The following is a 17,919-nucleotide window of genomic DNA, read 5'->3' on the forward strand; positions in this document are numbered from 1 at the left end:
CATCACCAGGGGCGCGCGGATGACAACTCCGCCCGTACGGCAGGGGTCAGCACCTGCCCCGTGCGTTCGACCAGAATCGTCATCTGGTACGCCACCAGGCCCATGTCGCAGTCCGGCGCGGCCAGCACCGCCAGGCACGACCCGTCGCTGATCGACATCACCAGCAGCAGCCCGCGTTCCATCTCCACCAGGGTCTGCGTGACGCCGCCGCCCTCGAAGACCCGCGCCGACCCCTGCGTCAGGCTGACCAGCCCGGCCGCGATGGCGGCGAGCTGGTCGGCGCGGTCCTTGGGGAAGCCGCGGGAGAAGGCCATCGGCAGGCCGTCGGCGGAGACGACCACGGCGTGGGCCACGCCGGGCACCTCCTCGACGAACGCGCTCACCAGCCAGTTGATGTCCCTGGCCCCCTGGCTCAGTTCCTTCATCAGTCCTCCTCTAGCTCGGCTCGGCCCTTGCGCACGCCCTGCTGGTAACTGGCCAGCCGGCTGCGCAGCCGGTCGGGGGACGGCGGCGGAACCGGCGCGGGCGGCGGCTGGGGAACCGCGGCGCCCGGCACCAGATTCGCCCGCGGCGTGCGCTTGGGCAGGCCGGAGTTCGTGGTGCCGCCCTGGGCGGGCTCGGCGGTCGTGTTCGCCGCCTGCCAGCCCTGGTCGGCGGGCGAGGACCAGGCCGGGTCCCGCCGGTCGGCGGTCGGCGCGGCCTTGCTGAACCAGCTGCTCTCCTCGACCGAGGCGAAGATCGGCAGGAACTCGCTCCCGGCCGCCGGCTCGGCCCCGGCCGGCTGGGGCCCGGTGGCGAACGACGGGTACGACCCGCCGGACGGCTCCGGCTGCTCGACCGACTGCGAGGCGGACGAGGTGAACCACGACGACTCGGACGCGGCCGACATGGGGTCGAACGACGGGTGCCCGTAGGCGGGCATCGGGGCCGTGGGCGGCGCGTACGGCTCGGCGCTGTGGAAGGGCTCGGCACTCTGGACAGGCTCGGCGCTGTGGAAGGGGTCGGCGCTGTGGAAGGGGTCGGCGCTCTGGAAGGGGTCGGCGCTTCGGAAGGGGTCGGGGCTCTGGAAGCGCTCGGGGCGCACCTGGTCCGGGCGGCCCATGGCGGACATGGCCGGGGCGTGCGCGGCCGCGGCCATCGAGCCGTTCAGGGGCCCGGCCACCGCGCCTGGCACGGCGGCGAGCAGCATCTCCGGGATCAGCACCATCGCGGTCAGCCCGCCGATGTCCTGGCGGCGGAGCTGCACCTTGATGCTGTGCCGCAGCGCGAGCCGCCCGACCACGAACAGCCCCATCCGCCGCGACACGGACACGTCCACGACCGGCGGGTGGGCCAGCCGCCAGTTGGCCTCGGCCAGTTCCTCGGGGGTCATGCCGATGCCGTTGTCGGTCACCGAGACCATCAGCCCGCCGCCGTCGATGCGGCTGCTGGAGATGATCACCTTGGTGTCCTTGGAGGAGAACGAGACCGAGTTCTCCACCAGCTCGGCCAGCAGGTGCACCACGTCGGTGACGGCCTGCCCGGCGATGGCGACGTCCGACTGCGCCTGGACGCTGACCCGGTCGTAGCTCTCGACCTCGCCGAGCGCCGCGCGCACGATGTCCATGAGCTCGACCGGCTCGCTCCACTTGCGCGCGGCCTCCTGACCGGCCAGGACCAGCAGGTTCTCGCTGTTGCGGCGCATGCGGGTGGCCAGGTGGTCGAGCTTGAACAGGTCGCCGAGCCGCTCGTCGTCGCGCTCGCCGCGCTCCAGGCGCTCGATCAGGGTGAGCTGCCGTTCGACCAGGGTCTGGCTGCGCCGCGACAGGTTGACGAACATGGCGTTGACGTTGGAGCGCAGCCGCGCCTCGTCGCCCGCCAGCCGGACGGCCTCGCGGTGCACCTCGTCGAAGGCGCGGGCGACCTCGCCGACCTCGTCCTTGGAGAAGATGCCGATGGGCGGCACCTCGGCGTCGACCGCGCCGTCGCGCGACTCGCGCAGGTGCTGGACGAAGTCCGGCAGGCGGCGCCCGGCGATCTCCAGCGCCTCGCCGCGCAGCCTGCGCAGCGGCCGGACCAGCGACCTGGCCACGCCGGTGGTGATCAGCAGGACGGCGACCAGCAGCGCGAGCACCGCGCCCGCGATGACCAGCGCCCGCCGCTGCTCCTCGGCGCTGAGCGTGGCGCTGCGCGCGACGATCCCGGCGGCCTGGCGCTGCTCGACCTTGCGCATGGAGTCCACGACGACGTTGGAGGCGTCGAACCACTCCTTGGCGTCGTCGCGTTTGGCCAGGTCCAGCCCGCGCAGCGGCAGCGAGGCGGAGGCCCTGATGAGCACCAGCTCGCGCAGGAACAGCATGCGGTCGGCGCTGCGGCCGTTGACGGTCTCGTCGAAGAAGCGGCGCTCGTCGGCGGTGGCCTCGGCGGCGAAGCCCTTGCGCTCGGCGGTCTCGGCGGACAGCTCGCCGAGGAAGCGCTTGAGCTGGTCCTGGCCGAAGGCGCCCTCGACGAGGACGGTGGTGAGCAGCGCCTGCTGGTAGGAGACGCTCTCCTTCGCCCTGGCCAGGCCGTCCAGCATGCGGGTCTGGCGGAACAGCTCGTCGTCGGAGCTGCCCTTGATCAGTTCGGTGTGGATGGAGAGAAGGTCGCCGATCACCGTCGTGTAGAGGTCGACGGCCGGGCCGGGCAGCAGGTCGGCGTCCATGGCCTGCTCGCGCAGCGAGGTCAGGTCGTCCAGGCGGCTGAGCATGTTCTCGATCTGGTCGGCGGTACGGCCCTCGACGTCGGCCAGGATCTGCTGGGCGGTGCCGCGTACGTCCCTGATGGCGACGTCCACCTGGTCCATCTGGGACCGGACGCCGCCGAGCCCGTTCACGGGCCGGTTCCTGGCGATGTACCAGGCGGTCTTGGCCCGCTCGCCGGCGACCTGGTGGGTCAGGTCGCCCACCTGCTCCGACAGCACGGCTAATCGGTTCGTCCGGTCGTAGTCGGCGGCGGCGCCCGTCGAGGACAGCACCTGGACGCCGCCCAGCAGCACGGCGGCGGCGGTCGGCACCAGGATGAGGGCGACCAGGCGCGCACGTACGCGCCAATTGCGCAGGCGCCAGTTGCCTTCGACGGCCTGCCGCTCGCCCAGCTGTGTTGTCACCGAACGCACCTCGCCCGAATCGGCGTATTTGTCAGGGCTGTGGCCCTTGGGAGAAATCAGCAAGTGCGGGTAATTGGAACACATCCTAAGCGGAGGTGGCCAGCCGCACATATCGGTGCGTAATTCAACTTCTGTGCCCAGTGGGACGAAAGCTGGAGCCCCATCTTGCCTTCCGTCCAACCAGAAATAACCCTCTATACCTTCATATGTCCACATATGGGCGTTTAGCGCGTTCCAAGCGCATAACACGGGAGGAGCAGCCAGGTCTCTCCCAGGTCACAGCGTTGAGATTTGCGTTATTCACCGCATATGTTGAGCCCCGGCAATCGAGGAGGCGAGGGTGCGGGATTCTCCCGACAGCGCGGCTATCAGCGTCGAAGGGCTTTGGAAGATCTTCGGATCCAGGGCGCAAAAGGTGCTGGACAGCGAGGACAGACACCTCGACCCCGCCGCTCTGCGAGAGAAGACCGGCTGCACCGCCGCCGTTCGCGACGTGAGCTTCGAGGTGCGCCCCGGCGAGGTCTTCGTCGTCATGGGCCTGTCGGGAAGCGGCAAGTCCACCCTCGTCCGCTGCCTGACCAGGCTCGTCGAGCCCACCGCCGGCCGCATCAGCATCGGCGGCGAGGACGTCGGCCACGCCTCCCCCGCCAAGCTGCGCGAGCTGCGCCGCCACCGGGTCAGCATGGTCTTCCAGCACTTCGGCCTGCTGCCGCACCGCAAGGTCATCGACAACGTCGCCTACGGCCTGGAGATCCAGGGCACCCCCAGGGCCGCCAGGCACGCGCGGGCCGCCGAGATCCTCACCCTCGTCGGCCTCGACGGGTACGCCGGCTCCTACCCCGACCAGCTCTCCGGCGGCATGCAGCAACGCGTCGGCCTGGCCCGCGCGCTGGCCGTCGATCCCCAGGTCATGCTGTTCGACGAGCCGTTCAGCGCGCTCGACCCGCTGATCCGGCGCGACATGCAGACCGAGGTGATCCGGCTGCACCGCGAGGTCGGCAAGACGATGGTGTTCATCACCCACGATTTGTCCGAGGCGCTCAAGCTGGGCGAGCGCATCGCCATCATGCGGGCCGGCTCGATCGTGCAGCTCGGCACGGCCGAGGAGCTGGTGGGCGCGCCGGCCGACGACTACGTGGCCGACTTCGTCCGCGACGTGCCGCGCAGCCACGTGCTGACGCTGCGCTGGATCTGCCGCGCCCCCGAGCCCGGCGAGCCGCTGGACGGCCCCCAGCTCCCCGCCGCCACCCTGGTCAAGGACGCCATCGCCGCGGCCTCGGCCTCCTCCCGCCCGATCCGGGTGATGGACGGCGGCGAGCTGACCGGCGTCGTGGACCGCGTGGATCTGCTGTCCTTCCTGGCCGGCGCGGACGCCGCGGTGAGGGCAGGCGCGTGAGCACCACCGCGGTCAGCGCCCCCACCAGGCTCAAGATCCCCAGATGGGCCGGTCCCGCCGGGGTGGCGGTCCTGTTCGCCGTGGCGTACCTGGTCTTCCGCGGCACCGGCACGCTGCCGCACGACAAGGAGGCGCCGCAGTTCCTGGCGGTCACCGACCTGCGCGAATGGATCGACGACCACCGCAACGAGAGCCCGCTCTTCCTGTACTTCCTCAACTACGTCCGGCTGTTCGTCGACGGCGTCTACACCTTCTTCCAGACCGCGCTCACCGCCCTGAACTGGCCCGGTTTCATCGGCGTCCTGGCCGCGCTGGCCTGGCTGGCCGGCGGCTGGCGCATCGCGCTGCTGGCGGCGGCGGGCGTGGGCGCGTTCGGGGTGCTCGGGCTGTGGCAGTCGAGCGTGGACACGCTGGCGCTGGTGGCGGCCTCGGTGCTGCTGTCGCTGGCGGTCGGCGTGCCGCTCGGCGTCTGGGCCGGGCTGTCGGCGCGGGTGCGCCGGGTGCTGACGCCGGTGCTGGACGTCATGCAGATCATGCCGACGTTCGCCTACCTGGCGCCGCTCGTGCTGTTCTTCCACATCGGCGCGCCGGCCGGGGCGATCGCGACGATGATCTACTCGATCCCGCCGGCGATCCGGATCACGGCGCTGGCCGTCGAGGGGGTCTCGGCCACGGCGGTCGAGGCGTCGGCGTCGCTCGGCGCGACCCGCCGTCAGACGCTGTTCAAGGTGCAGCTGCCGCTGGCCCGCCCGACGATGGCGCTGGCGGTGAACCAGACCATCATGATGGCGCTGTCGATGGTCGTGATCGCGAACCTGATCTCGGCCCCCGGCCTGGGCGGCGACATCATCCGCGGCCTGTCGCGGGCCCAGGTCGGCATGATGCTCCCGGCGGGCCTGGCCATCGTGGTCATGGCCGTCGTGCTCGACCGCATGCTCATGTCGGTGGCCCGCCGCCAGGCGCACGCGGCGCTCGGCCGGCCGGACCTGGTGGTAGCGGCCGGGCTGGCGGTCGCGGGCGTGGCGGCCGGGCTCGCGCTGCCCGCGGGCTGGCCCGACGGCCTGACGGTCTCCTTCGCCGGCGCGGTGAACGACGCCGTCCGCTGGGCGGAGACGACCTGGTACCCGGTCACGACGTTCGTCAAGGACCTGACCTCGGCCTTCCTGCTCAACCCGCTGGAGGGCCTGCTCACCTCCGCCCCGTGGTGGCTGGTCGCCCTCGCGGTGCTGGCCCTGGCCTGGCGGGTGAGCGGGATACGCCCGGCGCTGACCGCGCTCGGCTGCCTGCTGGCCATCGCGCTGCTCGGCGTGTGGGAGCACGCCATGCAGACGATGACCACGGTCGCGGTGGCGGTGCTCGTCACCCTCGTCGTCGGCCTGCTGCTGGGGGTGGCCGCGGCCCGCTCGCCGCGCTGGTCGGCCGTCCAGCGCCCGCTGCTGGACGCCGCCCAGACCATGCCCGCGTTCGTCTACCTGCTGCCGGCGCTGGCCCTGTTCGAGACGACCCGGTTCACCGCGATCTTCGCCTCGGTGATCTACGCGGTGCCGCCCGTCGTGCGCCTGGTCGAGGACGGCATCAGAGGCGTGCCCGGCACGGTCGTCGAGGCGGCCGCGTCGGCCGGCTCGACCCCGGGCCAGCTCCTGTGGAAGGTCCAGCTCCCGATGGCGCGGCGGGCCATCCTGCTGGCCGCCAACCAGGGCATCGTGATGACGCTGGCCATGGTCGTCGTCGGCGGCCTGGTCGGGGCGGGCGCGCTCGGCTACGACGTGGTCGTCGGCTTCTCCCAGCGCACGGATTTCGGCATGGGCTTCGTGGCGGGCATCGCGACCGTCCTGCTCGGAGTCATGCTCGACCGCATCACGCAGGGCGCCGACAGGCGCCCTTCCCCCCGAAAGAGGAAGCGCACATGAAGATTCGCCTGCTCGCAGGCCTGCTCGTTGTCGGCCTCACCGCCGTGGGTTGCGGCGGTGGCGCCAAGGTGGAGACCTCCCCCAGCTCCGCCGCCCCGTCGGCCGGCGCCGCCTCCGGCGCGGCGACGACCGGCACCGTCAAGATCGCGATCAACCCGTGGGTCGGTTACGAGGCCAGCGCGAACGTCGTCGCCTACCTGCTGAAGAACGAGCTCAAGTACGACGTGCAGCTCCCCGAGATCAAGGAGCAGGTCGCCTGGGAGGGCTTCGAGACCGGCGACGTGGACGTCATCATCGAGAACTGGGGCCATCCGGACCTGAAGAAGAAGTTCATCGACGAGAAGAAGGTCGCGCTCTCAGCGGGCTCCACCGGCAACAAGGGCGTCATCGGCTGGTACGTGCCCAAGTGGATGGCCGACAAGTACCCCGACATCACCGACTACAAGAACCTGAACAAGTACGCCGACCTGTTCAAGACGTCGGAGTCCGGCGGCAAGGGCCAGCTCCTCGACGGCGACCCGAGCTACGTCACCAACGACGAGGCCCTGGTCAAGAACCTCAAGCTGAACTACAAGGTGGTGACCGGCGGCAGCGAGGCGGCCCTGCTCAAGGCGGCCGAGCAGGCGCAGGCGCAGAAGAAGGCGCTGCTGTTCTACTTCTGGACGCCCCACTGGCTGTTCGACAAGGTCGAGCTGACCCGGGTGAACCTGCCCCCGTACACCGAGGGCTGCGACGCCGACGCCAAGAAGGTCGCCTGCGACTACGCCGAGCTGGACCTCGACAAGATCGTCAGCAAGAAGTTCGCCGACACCGGCGGCAAGGCGTACGAGCTGGTCAAGAACTTCAGCTGGACGAACGAGGACCAGAACGCGGTCGCCAACGACATGACCAACAACGGCCTGACCGGCGAGCAGGCCGCCAAGAAGTGGGTCGAGGCCAACACCGCCAAGTGGCAGGCCTGGCTCCCCAAGTGACCCCTCTTGACCGCCTCCCCTCCGGCCGGGCGCCGGCGGAGACGCGGTCGCGGAGATCTCTCATGCGAACCAAGAAGCTGGCCGGGCCGCTGCTCGCGGCCCTGCTCCTGACGTCCTGCTCCGGCGGCGCCCCCGAGACCGGGGTCGCGGCCAGGGGCACGGTCAACATCGACGTGCACGCCTGGGCCGGGTACGAGGCCCAGGCCGCCGTCCTGGCCTACCTGCTCGAACACGAGCTGGGCTACAAGGTCAGCACGCGCCGGATGGAGGAGAAGAAATCCTGGGGCGATTTCGAATCCGGCAAGGTGGACGTGATCGTCGAGAACTGGGGGCACAACGACCTGAAGAAGATCTACATCGAGCAGAAGAAGGTGGCATTGTCGGCCGGGCTCACCGGCAACAAAGGCGTGATCGGTTGGTACGTCCCCGAGTGGATGGCCAAGAAATATCCCGACATAACCGACTACCGGAACCTGAACAAGTACGCGCCCCTATTCCGGACCTCCAAAACCGGAAATTTGGGTCAGGTGCTCGACGGGGACCCGACATTCGTCACCAACGACGAGGTTCTCATCAAGAACCTCGGCCTCGATTACAAGGTCGTCTACTCCGGCAGCGAGGACGCGCTGATCAAGGCCGCGCAGACGGCGGCGCGCGCCCGCACGCCCCTGCTCATGTATTTCTACGAACCGCAATGGCTGTTCACCAAGGTCAAACTGGTCAAGGTCAACCTGCCCCCGTACGCGATCGGGTGCGACGACGTGCCCGCCAAGGTCGCCTGCGACTACCCGCCGTACCTGCTGGACAAGATCGTCAGCAGGCGGTTCGCCGAGCGCGGCGGGAAGGCGTACGAGCTGGTGCGCAACTTCACCTGGACCAACGACAACCAGAACGCCGTGGCCGCCGAGATGATCAACGGCAGGAAGACCGCCGAGCAGGCCGCCCGGCAGTGGGTGGAGGAGAACAAGATCGTGTGGAAGGACTGGATCCCGCGTTGAGCTTCGACTTCGTCATCGTGGGCGGCGGCTCGGCCGGCTGCGCCCTGGCCAACCGGCTGAGCGCCGATCCGTCGGTGTCCGTGCTGGTGCTGGAGGCGGGCCGGCCGGACTACCTCTGGGACGTCTTCATCCACATGCCGGCCGCGCTGATGTTCCCCATCGGCAGCCGGTTCTACGACTGGAAGTACGAGTCCGAGCCCGAGCCGCACATGAACGGCCGGCGCATCTACCACGCGCGCGGCAAGGTCCTGGGCGGCTCCAGCAGCATCAACGGGATGATCTTCCAGCGCGGCAACCCGCTCGACTACGAGCGCTGGGCCGCCGATCCTGGCATGGAGACCTGGGACTACGCCCACTGCCTGCCCTACTTCAGGCGCATGGAGAACTGCCTGGCCGACCCCGGCTCGCCCTTCCGGGGCGGCGACGGCCCGCTGAAGCTGGAGCGCGGCCCGGCCCGCGGCCCGCTGTTCGAGGCGTTCTTCGAGGCCGTCCAGCAGGCCGGCCATCCCCTCACCGACGACGTGAACGGCTACCGCCAGGAGGGCTTCGCCGCCTTCGACCGCAACGTCCACCGGGGCCGGCGGCTCAGCGCGGCCCGCGCCTACCTGCATCCGGTGCGCCGCCGTCCCAACCTCACGGTCAGGACGCGGGCCCACGTGGAGAAGGTGCTGTTCGAGGGGACGCGGGCGGTGGGCGTCCAGTGCGGCGGCGAGCGCATCGAGGCGCGCGAGGTCGTCCTGTGCGGCGGCGCGATCAACACCCCGCAGCTCCTCCAGCTCTCCGGGGTCGGGCCGAAGGCGCTGCTGGAGTCCGTGGGCGTCCAGGTGGTGCACGACCTGCCGGGCGTCGGCGAGAACCTCCAGGACCACCTGGAGGTCTACGTCCAGCACGCCTGCACGCAGCCGGTCTCGCAGCAGCCGTCGCTGGCGATGTGGCGGCGGCCGTTCATCGGCGCCGACTGGCTGTTCCTGCGGCGCGGCCCCGGCGCCACGAACCACTTCGAGGCGGGCGGGTTCATCCGCTCCAACGACGACGTCGCGTACCCGAACCTGATGTTCCACTTCCTGCCGATCGCCGTGCGCTACGACGGCTCGGCGCCGGCCGGCGGCCACGGCTACCAGGTGCACATCGGCCCGATGTACTCCGACGCCCGCGGCTCGGTGCGGATCCGGTCGGCCGACCCCCGCGCCAAGCCCGCGCTGCGCTTCAACTACCTCTCCACCGAGCAGGACCGCCGCGAGTGGGTGGAGGCGATCAGGCACGCCCGCGCCATCCTGTCCCAGCCCGCCTGGGCCGGCCTGGACGGCGGCGAGATCTCCCCCGGCCCGGACGTCCGGACCGACGAGGAGATCCTGGCCTGGGTGGCCAAGGACGGCGAGACCGCCCTCCACCCGTCGTGCACCTGCAAGATGGGCGTGGACGACCTGGCCGTGGTCGACCCCGGCACCATGCGCGTGCACGGCCTGGACGGCCTGCGCGTCGTGGACGCCTCCGCCATGCCGTACGTCACCAACGGCAACATCTACGCCCCGGTCATGATGCTCGCCGAGAAGTCCGCCGACCTGATCCTCGGCAACACCCCCCTCGCCCCCGACACCACGGCCTTCCACCGCCACGCCTGAGCCGGTCTACCGGTCCAGCCGCTGGTACAGGCGGACGGACAGGACGAAGAAGACGACGGTGATCGCCGCCGGCCACAGCACCGCCATCGTCACGGCGTGCTGGGCCACCCACGAGTCGCCGCCCCAGCCCGGGTTGCCGAACAGCTGCCTGGCGGCGGCGACCGTGGAGGAGAGCGGGTTCCACTCCGAGATCGCGCCCAGCCAGCCGGGCATGGTGCCGGGCGCGACGAAGGCGTTGGACAGGAAGCCGATCGGGAACTCCAGCGTCTGGATCGCGACCACCGCGCCCGGGTCGCGGGTGAGCAGGCCGAGGTACATGCCCGCCCACAGCAGGGCGAAGCGCAGGAGCAGCAGCAGGCCGATCGCGCCCAGCGCGCCCCCGGCCGAGGCGGGCCGCCAGCCCACCGCCAGGCCGCACAGCAGCAGCCCGCCCAGGATCAGGACCGAGTTGAGCAGGTCGGCCACGGCTCGCCCGACCAGCACGGCCGAGGGCGCCATGGGCATCGACCGGAACCGGTCGGTGACGCCCTTGGAGACGTCCGAGGAGACGGCGATCATGGTGGAGCTCAGGCCGAAGAGCATCGTCATGCCGTACATGCCGGGCATGAGGAAGGCGAAGTAGTCGGCTCCGGCGGGCACCTCGACCGCGCCGCCGAACAGGTAGCCGAAGGCCAGGGTGATCACCACGGGGAAGAGCACCCCGAAGACCACCGTCATGGGCTGGTTGGCCCAGTGGATCAGGTCGCGGCGGGCGACGGTCCAGCCGTCGGCCAGCGCCCATCTGAGTGCGGTCATCGATCGCCTCCCGCGGTCGTCAGGTTCAGGAAGACCTCGTCGAGGGTCGGCCGGCGCAGCGCGACGTCGGCGGCCTCGATGCCGGCCGCCGCCAGCGCGGGCAGGACCCGGGTGAGCGCGCTGACCCGGTCGGCCACCGGGGCGCTGACGTGCCGGGTGTCCCGGTCGATCTCGGCGGGGCCCGCGGACGCCGCCGAGAGGATCGCTGCCGCCTCGTCGAGCCGCGCCGGGTCGTTGATCACCACGTCGAGCCGGTCGCCGCCGAGCTTGGACTTCAGCTCCTCCGGCGTGCCCTCGGCCACCAGCCGGCCGGAGTCGATCACCGCGACCCGGTCGGCGAGGTGGTCGGCCTCCTCCAGGTACTGGGTGGTCAGCAGCACGGTCGTGCCGCCCGCGACCAGCTCGCGCACCGCGTCCCAGATCCCGGCGCGGCTGCGCGGGTCGAGACCGGTGGTGGGCTCGTCGAGGAAGAGGACGGGCGGCGCCAGGATCATGCTGGCGGCCAGGTCGAGCCTTCGGCGCAGGCCGCCGGACAGCTCCTTGGCCGGGCCGTCGTGCCCGGTCAGGCCGAAGCGTTCCAGCAGCTCGGCGGCCCTGGCGCGGGCGGCCGGCGCGCTCAGGTGGTAGAGGCGGCCGAACAGCTCCAGGTTCTGCCGGCCGGTCAGGATCTCGTCCACGGCCGTCTGCTGGCCGACCAGGCCGATGGCGGCGCGGACCCGGCGCGGCTCGGCCGTCACGTCGAACCCGGCCACCTCCGCCCGGCCGGCCGAGGGGCGAAGGAGCGTGGTGAGAATGCGGACGGCGGTGGTCTTCCCGGCGCCGTTGGGCCCGAGCAGGCCGTAGACGGTGCCTTCCGGCACGTCGAGATCGATGCCGTCGAGCGCCGTCTTCGAGCCGTAGGTCTTGCGCAGGCCCTGGGCGAGCACTGCGGACATGGCCACCTCCCCTATTGAAGCGTACGCCGTACCGTACGGCATACGATCGACGCACGCAACCGTACGGTGTACCGTACGAGGGTGACTGTCGAATACCCGGGCAAGGGCGACCCGGCCCGCAGCCTCGCGCTGCTGTGGCGGACGAGCGAACGGGCCAGCCGCAAGGGCAAGCCCGAGCTGAGCGTCGAGCGCATCGTCCGCGCCGCCATCGACGTGGCCGACGCCGAGGGCCTGGCGGCGCTGTCCATGCGCCGGGTGGCCGAGAAGCTGGGCGTGGGCACGATGTCGCTCTACACGTACGTGCCGGGCAAGCCCGAGCTGCTCGACGTCATGCTCGACACCGTCTACGGCGAGACCGCCCGCCCCGAGGACGTGCCGGGCGGCTGGCGGGCCCGGCTGGAGCTGATCGCCCGCGAGAACTTCGCCCTCTACCTGCGCCACCCGTGGCTGCTCCAGGTGGCGGCGAGCCGCCCGGTCCTCGGCCCCAACGTCACCGCCAAGTACGACTACGAGCTGCGCGCGATCGACGGCATCGGCCTGACCGACCTGGAGATGGACTCGGTGATCACGCTGGTCACCGGCTTCGTGCACGGCACCGCGCGGGGAGCGGTGGAGGCCGCCCAGGCCGAGAGCCAGACCGGCATGACCGACATGCAGTGGTGGGCCGCGCACGCGCCCTTCCTCAGCCGGATCTCCGATCCCGCCATGTTCCCCACGGCCTCGCGCGTCGGCCAGGCGGCCGGGGAGGCGCTGCAGGCCGCCTACAGCCCCGAGCACGCCTTCGAGTTCGGCCTCCAGCGCGTGCTCGACGGGGTCGAGGTGCTGGTCGACAGCCGGTCAGCGGGCTGACAACGCCTGCTCGTAGGCCAGCAGAGTGCGCACGAACGTCTGCCGCTCCTGCGGCGTCAACGGGTCGAGGGCGGCCCGCCAGGCCGTGGCGCCGTAGCCGAGCCATTCGGTGATCGCCTGCTGGTGGGCCGGGGCGATGCTGACGATCGTGCGGCGCCGGTCGGCGTCGTCCTCGCGGCGCTCCAGCACGCCCTTCCTGCTCAGCTCGCCCACCATCAGGCTCACGGTGGCCGGCGCCACCTCCAGGCGCCCGGCCAGCTCGTTGACCGTCGTCGGGCCGTCGAACAGCAGGTAGGCCAGCAGCGACAGGTGCCGGGGGGCCAGCGACAGCGACCGCAGCGCCTCGGGCACCTTGAGCCGCTTGGCCCGGCCCACCATGCGCGGCATCAGGAGCAGCAGCGTCCTGATGCCTTCGTCCACGCTCAAGCCGTCGGTTGACATCACCAATACCTTGCTGTCTAAATTAGCTTTGTTTGCAAAGCTAATTTGTCGTCGTCTGGGCAAAGGATAGTGACATGGACGAGCGGGTGCGGGCCTTCGGGGACGAGCTGGTCAAGGTGCACGACTGGTTCAGGGGCGAGCTGGCGGCGCTGCGCGCGGGCGGTGCCGTCACGGACGACCTGCGGGCACACTGCCTGACCTTCTGCGACGCGCTGAGCTTCCACCACTCCGGCGAGGACCGGGTGGCGTTCCCGCACCTGGACAGCGTGCGCCCGGAGCTGAAGGAGGCGCTCGACCGGCTGCGCCGCGGGCACGAGGTGATCGCGGCGCTGGTGGAGGAGCTGCGCGCCGCGAGCGACCCGGCGGCGATCGAACGCCTCGCCGCCGAGCTGGAGAGCCACTTCGACGACGAGGAGCAGGCGCTGGTGCCCGTGCTCAACTCGCTGGAGAGCGCCCCGTGGGCGGTCGGCGGCTAGCGGACGGGGGCCGCGCGCAGCCGTACGACGTGCTCGACCAGCGAGATCAGCGTCGTCTTGACCGACTCGCGGTTGCGCGCGTCGGTGCGCACGATCGGCACGTGCGAGCCCAGCGCCAGCGCCTCGCGCACCTCGTCGTCGGTGTGCGGGAACTGCCCGTCCCAGCCGTTGATGCCCACCACGAACGGCAGCTTGGCCTCTTCGAAGTAGTCGATGGCGGGGAAGCTGTCGGCCAGGCGGCGGGTGTCGAGCAGCACGACCGCGCCGATGGCGCCGCGGACCAGGTCGTCCCACATGAACCAGAACCGGTGCTGTCCGGGGGTGCCGAACAGGTACAGGATCAGGTCGCGGTCGAGCGAGAGCCGGCCGAAGTCCATGGCGACGGTCGTGGTCTGCTTGTTCGGCGTCAACCCGAGGTCGTCGATGCCCGCGGACGCGTCGGTCATCACCGCTTCCGTGGTGAGCGGGAGGATCTCGGACACCGCCCCCACGAACGTCGTCTTGCCGACGCCGAACCCACCAGCGACGACGATCTTCGTCGAAGTGAGGCCGGGGCTAGAGCCTGCGAAGTCCACTGAGCACCCTTTCGAGCATGTTGAGGTCTGGCTGTCCCTGGCTGAGGCGTGGCTGGTGCAGGCGGACGAGACCTTCGTCTGACATGTCCGCCACAAGCACCCTCGCCACGCCCAGCGGGACGCGGAGCAGGGCCGAGATCTCGGCGACCGACCGGAACGTCCTGCAGAGCTGCATGATGGCCTCCTGCTCGGGGGTGAGCATGGCCATCTCGTCGTCCGGGATCGACATCGACGAGATCAGCGTCTCCATCGCGAGGTGATACCGCGGCTCGGAACGGCCGCCGGTCACCGCGTAAGGACGGAACAGGGGCTCGTCGTCCCCGGTCCCGTCACTGCCGTACACGGCCCTCTCCCATCAGTTCCATCACATCACCGGGTCCTGGCGGCCTGGAGTTCGGCGCGCAGGGCCGGCGTGAGCGCCTGTCCCGCTCTGTCTACCAGCAGCGTCATCTGGTACGCCACCAGCCCCATGTCACAATCAGGACCCGCCAGCACCGTGAGCACGGAGCCGTCGCTGATCGCCATGACCAGGAGCAGCCCGCGCTGCATCTCGACGACGGTCTGCGACACCGCGCCGCCCTCGAACACCCTGGACGCGCCGACCGTCAGGCTCAGCAGCCCGGCGGAGACCGCCGCGAGCTGGTCGGCCCGGTCCGGCGGGAAACCCTCGGAGGCGGCCAGGCACAGGCCGTCCGCCGAGACGACCACGGCGTGCGCGACCCCCGGAGTGTTGCGCACGAAGTCGGTGATCAGCCAGTCGAAGCGGTTGGCCTCATGGCTCAGCGTTGTCACGCATCCTCCCCAGCGGGACGCTTACTCACTCTGTTCCTCCTGTCCACGTACTTCCTGGCGGCCCCGTCGCACACCCTTCTGGTAGCTGGCCATGCGGCTGCGCATCCGGTCGGCTGAGACCGGCGGCGCCGGCGGCGGCGACTGCTGAGCCTGCTGCTGAGCGGGCTGGCTGGCCGTGCCGGGGACCAGATTGGCCTTGGGGGTGCGCTTGGGGAGCCCCGCGGCGGTCACGCCGCCGAGGCTGGGCTCGCTGGCTTTGGCCGCCGCACGCCAACCGGCGTCCGCGGCCGTCTGCCACGCTTCCTCCCCAGAGGGTACGGCTTGCGCGGGCCTCGCCTCACCGCCGTTCTCGCCGGACGAGGACGCCTCGGGCGCCGGCTCCCCCGGCGGCCTGCGGAACCACGCGGACTCCACCGACGCGAAGATCGGCAGAAACTCCTCCTGCTCCGGCTCCATCGGCGAGACGTCCACCGAGGGCGCCGGATCGGGACGGCGTACGTCGTTCGTCCCGTAGTTCGTCGCGTACGGCGGCGGCGTCGGGAACGCCCCGTTGCCGCCGGCCGGGTACGACGGGAACGAGCCGGTGCCCGACGGCAACGACGGGTAGGCCCCGGAGTCGAACGAGGACGGCTGCCGCCGGTAGGAGCCGCCGTCGGTGTCGGCCGTGAAGCCGTTGACCGGACGGCCCGGGTCGGAGTTGAACGCCCCGAGCCCGTGCCTGGGCGCCGGCGGCGGGTTGTCGAAGGACGGCGGCCCCGAGGGAGCGCTGTCGAAGGACGGCGGCCCGGCGGCCGCGCTGTCGAAGGCCCCCGGGGGCGCAGCGGGCATGGCGGGCGCGGCGGGCGCCGACGGTCCGGTGCCGAACCTGGCCGGGGCGCCCGGAGCCGGCCTGGCCCCGTTCGCCTCGACCGAGTCGAAGCTGCCGAACGACCGGAACGAGCCGTTCGGCGCGGGCGGCGGCACGGTCCCGCCGCCGAAGGCCGGGCGCTGCGGCAGCGGCTGCTGCATGTTGTCGGCGATCAGCGTGGGCGGCAGCAGCACCATGGCGATCAGGCCCTCGCCCTCGCCCTTGCGCAGCTGCACCCGGATGCCGTGGCGCAGCGCCAGCCGGCCGACCACGAACAGGCCCATGCGGCGGGAGACCGACACGTCCACGACGGGCGGCTCGGCCAGGCGGCGGTTGGCCTCGGCCAGCTCCTCCTCGGTCATGCTGATGCCGGAGTCGCTCACCGACAGCAGCGCGCCGCCGCCCTCGATGAGGCTGCTGGAGACCAGGACCTGGGAGTTGCTCGGGGAGAACTGGATCGCGTTCTCGACCAGCTCGGCCACCAGGTGGACGAGGTCGTTGGCGGCGCTGCCCTGCACGGACGTGGCCCGGTGGACCTTGACCTGGACGCGCTCGTAGCCCTCGACCTCCGACAGCGCGGCGCGCACGACGTCGACCAGCTTGGCCGGCTGGCTGCGCCGGCGGGTGGCCTCGTGGCCGGCCAGGACCAGCAGGTTCTCGGAGTTGCGGCGCATGCGGGTGGCCAGGTGGTCGAGCTTGAACAGGTCGGCCAGGCGGCCGCCGTCCTGCTCGCCCTTCTCCAGGCCGTCGATCAGCGAGATCTGCCGCTCGACCAGCGTCTGGGTGCGGCGCGAGAGGTTGACGAACATCGAGCTGATGTTGCTGCGGAGCTCGGCCTCCTCGCCGGCCAGGCGCACGGCCTGGCGGTGGACCTGGTCGAAGGCCCGCGCGACCTCGCCGATCTCGTCCTGGCCCTCGACCTCGATCGGGCGGACGTCGGTGCTGGCCTCGCCCGAGACGCGGAGCTGGCGGACCACGTCGGGGAGCCGGAAGCCGGCGATCTCCAGGGCCTCGGTGCGCAGCCGGCGCAGCGGGCCGACCATCGAACGGGCGATGGCCACGGTGAGCAGCAGCACGACCAGCAACAGCGCCAGGATCAGCACACCGGCGATGATGGCGTTGCGGATCTCGGACTCGCGCAGCTCCTGGCTGCGCAGGTTCACCTTGTCGGCGAGGTCCTTCTCGATCTCGTGCAGGACGCCGATGGCGACCTTGTTGTCGTTGAACCACTGCTCGCGGGCGTTGGACCGGGAGGAGATCAGGTTGTCGGCGATCCGCACGCCCGGGGCCCGGCCGCTGGCCAGGGTGACCGCGCGGGCCTTGGTGAGCTGGACGTTGACGTACTCGTTCTTGCCGGTCAGCAGCTTGGACAGCTGCAGGCCGATCTCGACGCCGGCCTCGGCGCCCACGGTGGCGATGTCGCTCTGCTCGCGGGCGTTGGAGGCGATGAACCGCTCGACCTCCTTGGCGTCGACGCGCTCGACGTTGTAGGAGTTCTTCAGCAGCTGCACGCGCTGGCGGGACATCTCCTCCTTGGCCTGCGCGAGCGCGCTCAGGGCGCGGAAGTGGCCGATGATCTGGGAGTCGTCCGACAGCAGCGCGAGTTCGTCGTGCAGCTTGAGCAGGGTGTCGGTGAGGAAGTCGTACCGGATGGTGTCGGCCTGGCCCTCGGCGCGGATCTTGGACAGCCGGTTGAGGTCGTACTTGGCCTGGCCGGCGGCCTTCACGACGCGTTCGCCGTAGGACTCGTCCATGGTGTCGAGGTCCGCGCGGACGCTGGTGACCAGCTTGTCCACCGCGGCCTTGTACTCGGCGAGCTCGCCGGCCTTCGACTTGCGCAACTTGGGATAGGCGCCGATCCAGCCCCCCGTGTCACGCTCCAGGCCGAGTGCCTGCACCAGGTCCCGGATCCGGCCGGACTGCTCGGCCGCGGTGGCCGTGCGGTCGTAGTCGCCGATGCTCTGGACCGAGCCGACCACACGCGCTCCCCCGAGCACGACGCCGGCGATGGTGGGCACGAGGATGAGCGCCGTCAGACGCCATCTCACGCGCCAGTTGCGCAGGCCGAGGCGAGGCAGCGACCGCTTCCCGCGGTCCCGCCTCGCGGCATGGCCGCTGTCGGAGTTCCCCGTGATCACTGCTTTCGCTACCCCTCAATCGTCCCGTTCAACGACGGGTGTCA

General features: G+C 70.9%; 16 protein-coding genes. 7 read left to right on the forward strand and 9 right to left on the reverse strand.

Annotation, left to right across the window (positions count from 1 at the left end):
• Positions 1 to 2 precede the first annotated feature (2 nt).
• Positions 3 to 425 (reverse strand): roadblock/LC7 domain-containing protein, encoded by a 423-nt coding sequence (locus tag ACIBST_RS05935; protein WP_352321436.1) that lies wholly within the window; start codon positions 423 to 425, stop codon positions 3 to 5.
• Complete coding sequence (locus ACIBST_RS05940; protein ID WP_397169488.1) at positions 425 to 3,127, reverse strand: nitrate- and nitrite sensing domain-containing protein; 2,703 nt, start codon at positions 3,125 to 3,127, stop codon at positions 425 to 427. Before ACIBST_RS05940 ends, ACIBST_RS05935 begins: the two co-directional genes overlap by 1 nt.
• Positions 3,128 to 3,542: 415 nt before the next feature.
• Between ACIBST_RS05940 and ACIBST_RS05945 the strand changes: the two genes are divergently transcribed.
• From ACIBST_RS05945 to betA, 5 genes are all read left to right on the forward strand, one after another.
• A complete protein-coding gene (locus ACIBST_RS05945) occupies positions 3,543 to 4,523 on the forward strand; it encodes a glycine betaine/L-proline ABC transporter ATP-binding protein (protein WP_397169489.1) in 981 nt (326 codons plus the stop codon).
• Complete coding sequence (locus tag ACIBST_RS05950; RefSeq protein ID WP_397169491.1) at positions 4,520 to 6,433, forward strand: ABC transporter permease; 1,914 nt, start codon at positions 4,520 to 4,522, stop codon at positions 6,431 to 6,433. The genes ACIBST_RS05945 and ACIBST_RS05950 overlap by 4 nt, the downstream gene beginning before the upstream one ends.
• Positions 6,430 to 7,407 carry an ABC transporter substrate-binding protein gene (locus ACIBST_RS05955; RefSeq protein WP_352350246.1) on the forward strand — a complete coding sequence of 326 codons (978 nt, stop codon included), beginning with the start codon at positions 6,430 to 6,432 and terminating at the stop codon, positions 7,405 to 7,407. Before ACIBST_RS05950 ends, ACIBST_RS05955 begins: the two co-directional genes overlap by 4 nt.
• 62 nt (positions 7,408 to 7,469) lie before the next feature.
• Positions 7,470 to 8,405 carry an ABC transporter substrate-binding protein gene (locus ACIBST_RS05960; RefSeq protein WP_397169493.1) on the forward strand — a complete coding sequence of 312 codons (936 nt, stop codon included), beginning with the start codon at positions 7,470 to 7,472 and terminating at the stop codon, positions 8,403 to 8,405.
• Positions 8,381 to 10,027 carry a choline dehydrogenase gene (betA, locus tag ACIBST_RS05965; RefSeq protein ID WP_397169494.1) on the forward strand — a complete coding sequence of 549 codons (1,647 nt, stop codon included), beginning with the start codon at positions 8,381 to 8,383 and terminating at the stop codon, positions 10,025 to 10,027. Before ACIBST_RS05960 ends, betA begins: the two co-directional genes overlap by 25 nt.
• A 6-nt stretch (positions 10,028 to 10,033) precedes the next feature.
• On the opposite strand, the gene ACIBST_RS05970 is transcribed toward betA, so the two are convergent.
• Both ACIBST_RS05970 and ACIBST_RS05975 read right to left on the reverse strand, forming a co-directional pair.
• Complete coding sequence (locus tag ACIBST_RS05970; protein ID WP_397169496.1) at positions 10,034 to 10,822, reverse strand: ABC transporter permease; 789 nt, start codon at positions 10,820 to 10,822, stop codon at positions 10,034 to 10,036.
• On the reverse strand, positions 10,819 to 11,757 hold the full coding sequence (locus ACIBST_RS05975; protein ID WP_397169498.1) for an ATP-binding cassette domain-containing protein: 939 nt from the start codon (positions 11,755 to 11,757) through the stop codon (positions 10,819 to 10,821). The genes ACIBST_RS05970 and ACIBST_RS05975 overlap by 4 nt, the downstream gene beginning before the upstream one ends.
• Positions 11,758 to 11,838: 81 nt before the next feature.
• Between ACIBST_RS05975 and ACIBST_RS05980 the strand changes: the two genes are divergently transcribed.
• The gene (locus tag ACIBST_RS05980; protein ID WP_397169500.1) at positions 11,839 to 12,606 is read left to right on the forward strand and encodes a TetR/AcrR family transcriptional regulator; all 768 of its coding nucleotides are present in this window, start codon (positions 11,839 to 11,841) and stop codon (positions 12,604 to 12,606) included.
• Here ACIBST_RS05980 and ACIBST_RS05985 read toward each other — a convergent pair.
• Complete coding sequence (locus ACIBST_RS05985; RefSeq protein ID WP_397169502.1) at positions 12,595 to 13,047, reverse strand: MarR family winged helix-turn-helix transcriptional regulator; 453 nt, start codon at positions 13,045 to 13,047, stop codon at positions 12,595 to 12,597. The genes ACIBST_RS05980 and ACIBST_RS05985 overlap by 12 nt on opposite strands.
• A gap of 74 nt (positions 13,048 to 13,121) precedes the next feature.
• Between ACIBST_RS05985 and ACIBST_RS05990 the strand changes: the two genes are divergently transcribed.
• Complete coding sequence (locus ACIBST_RS05990; protein ID WP_397169503.1) at positions 13,122 to 13,523, forward strand: hemerythrin domain-containing protein; 402 nt, start codon at positions 13,122 to 13,124, stop codon at positions 13,521 to 13,523.
• Here ACIBST_RS05990 and ACIBST_RS05995 read toward each other — a convergent pair.
• The 4 genes from ACIBST_RS05995 to ACIBST_RS06010 are packed head-to-tail and all read right to left on the reverse strand — an operon-like array spanning position 13,520 to position 17,785.
• Positions 13,520 to 14,098 (reverse strand): ATP/GTP-binding protein, encoded by a 579-nt coding sequence (locus ACIBST_RS05995; RefSeq protein WP_352321413.1) that lies wholly within the window; start codon positions 14,096 to 14,098, stop codon positions 13,520 to 13,522. The two genes, ACIBST_RS05990 and ACIBST_RS05995, sit on opposite strands and share 4 nt — an antisense overlap.
• Complete coding sequence (locus tag ACIBST_RS06000) at positions 14,079 to 14,441, reverse strand: DUF742 domain-containing protein (RefSeq protein WP_125631446.1); 363 nt, start codon at positions 14,439 to 14,441, stop codon at positions 14,079 to 14,081. The genes ACIBST_RS05995 and ACIBST_RS06000 overlap by 20 nt, the downstream gene beginning before the upstream one ends.
• Before the next feature lie 26 nt (positions 14,442 to 14,467).
• Positions 14,468 to 14,890: a roadblock/LC7 domain-containing protein gene (locus ACIBST_RS06005; protein ID WP_357971168.1), complete on the reverse strand. Its 423-nt coding sequence runs from the start codon at positions 14,888 to 14,890 to the stop codon at positions 14,468 to 14,470.
• A gap of 21 nt (positions 14,891 to 14,911) precedes the next feature.
• Positions 14,912 to 17,785, reverse strand: a complete 2,874-nt coding sequence (locus tag ACIBST_RS06010; RefSeq protein ID WP_397169505.1) for a nitrate- and nitrite sensing domain-containing protein — start codon at positions 17,783 to 17,785, stop codon at positions 14,912 to 14,914.
• Positions 17,786 to 17,919: the final 134 nt, after the last annotated feature.

The sequence above is a fragment of the Nonomuraea sp. NPDC049684 genome, from assembly GCF_044465345.1.
Lineage (GTDB): Bacteria > Actinomycetota > Actinomycetes > Streptosporangiales > Streptosporangiaceae > Nonomuraea.

Coding starts and splice junctions, on each gene's coding strand:
- ACIBST_RS05935 (WP_352321436.1), bottom strand. CDS start 425: ATGAAGGAACTGAGCCAGGGGGCCAGGGACATCAACTGGCTGGTGAGC.
- ACIBST_RS05955 (WP_352350246.1), top strand. CDS start 6,430: ATGAAGATTCGCCTGCTCGCAGGCCTGCTCGTTGTCGGCCTCACCGCC.
- ACIBST_RS05960 (WP_397169493.1), top strand. CDS start 7,470: ATGCGAACCAAGAAGCTGGCCGGGCCGCTGCTCGCGGCCCTGCTCCTG.
- ACIBST_RS05970 (WP_397169496.1), bottom strand. CDS start 10,822: ATGACCGCACTCAGATGGGCGCTGGCCGACGGCTGGACCGTCGCCCGC.
- ACIBST_RS05975 (WP_397169498.1), bottom strand. CDS start 11,757: ATGTCCGCAGTGCTCGCCCAGGGCCTGCGCAAGACCTACGGCTCGAAG.
- ACIBST_RS05985 (WP_397169502.1), bottom strand. CDS start 13,047: ATGTCAACCGACGGCTTGAGCGTGGACGAAGGCATCAGGACGCTGCTG.
- ACIBST_RS05990 (WP_397169503.1), top strand. CDS start 13,122: ATGGACGAGCGGGTGCGGGCCTTCGGGGACGAGCTGGTCAAGGTGCAC.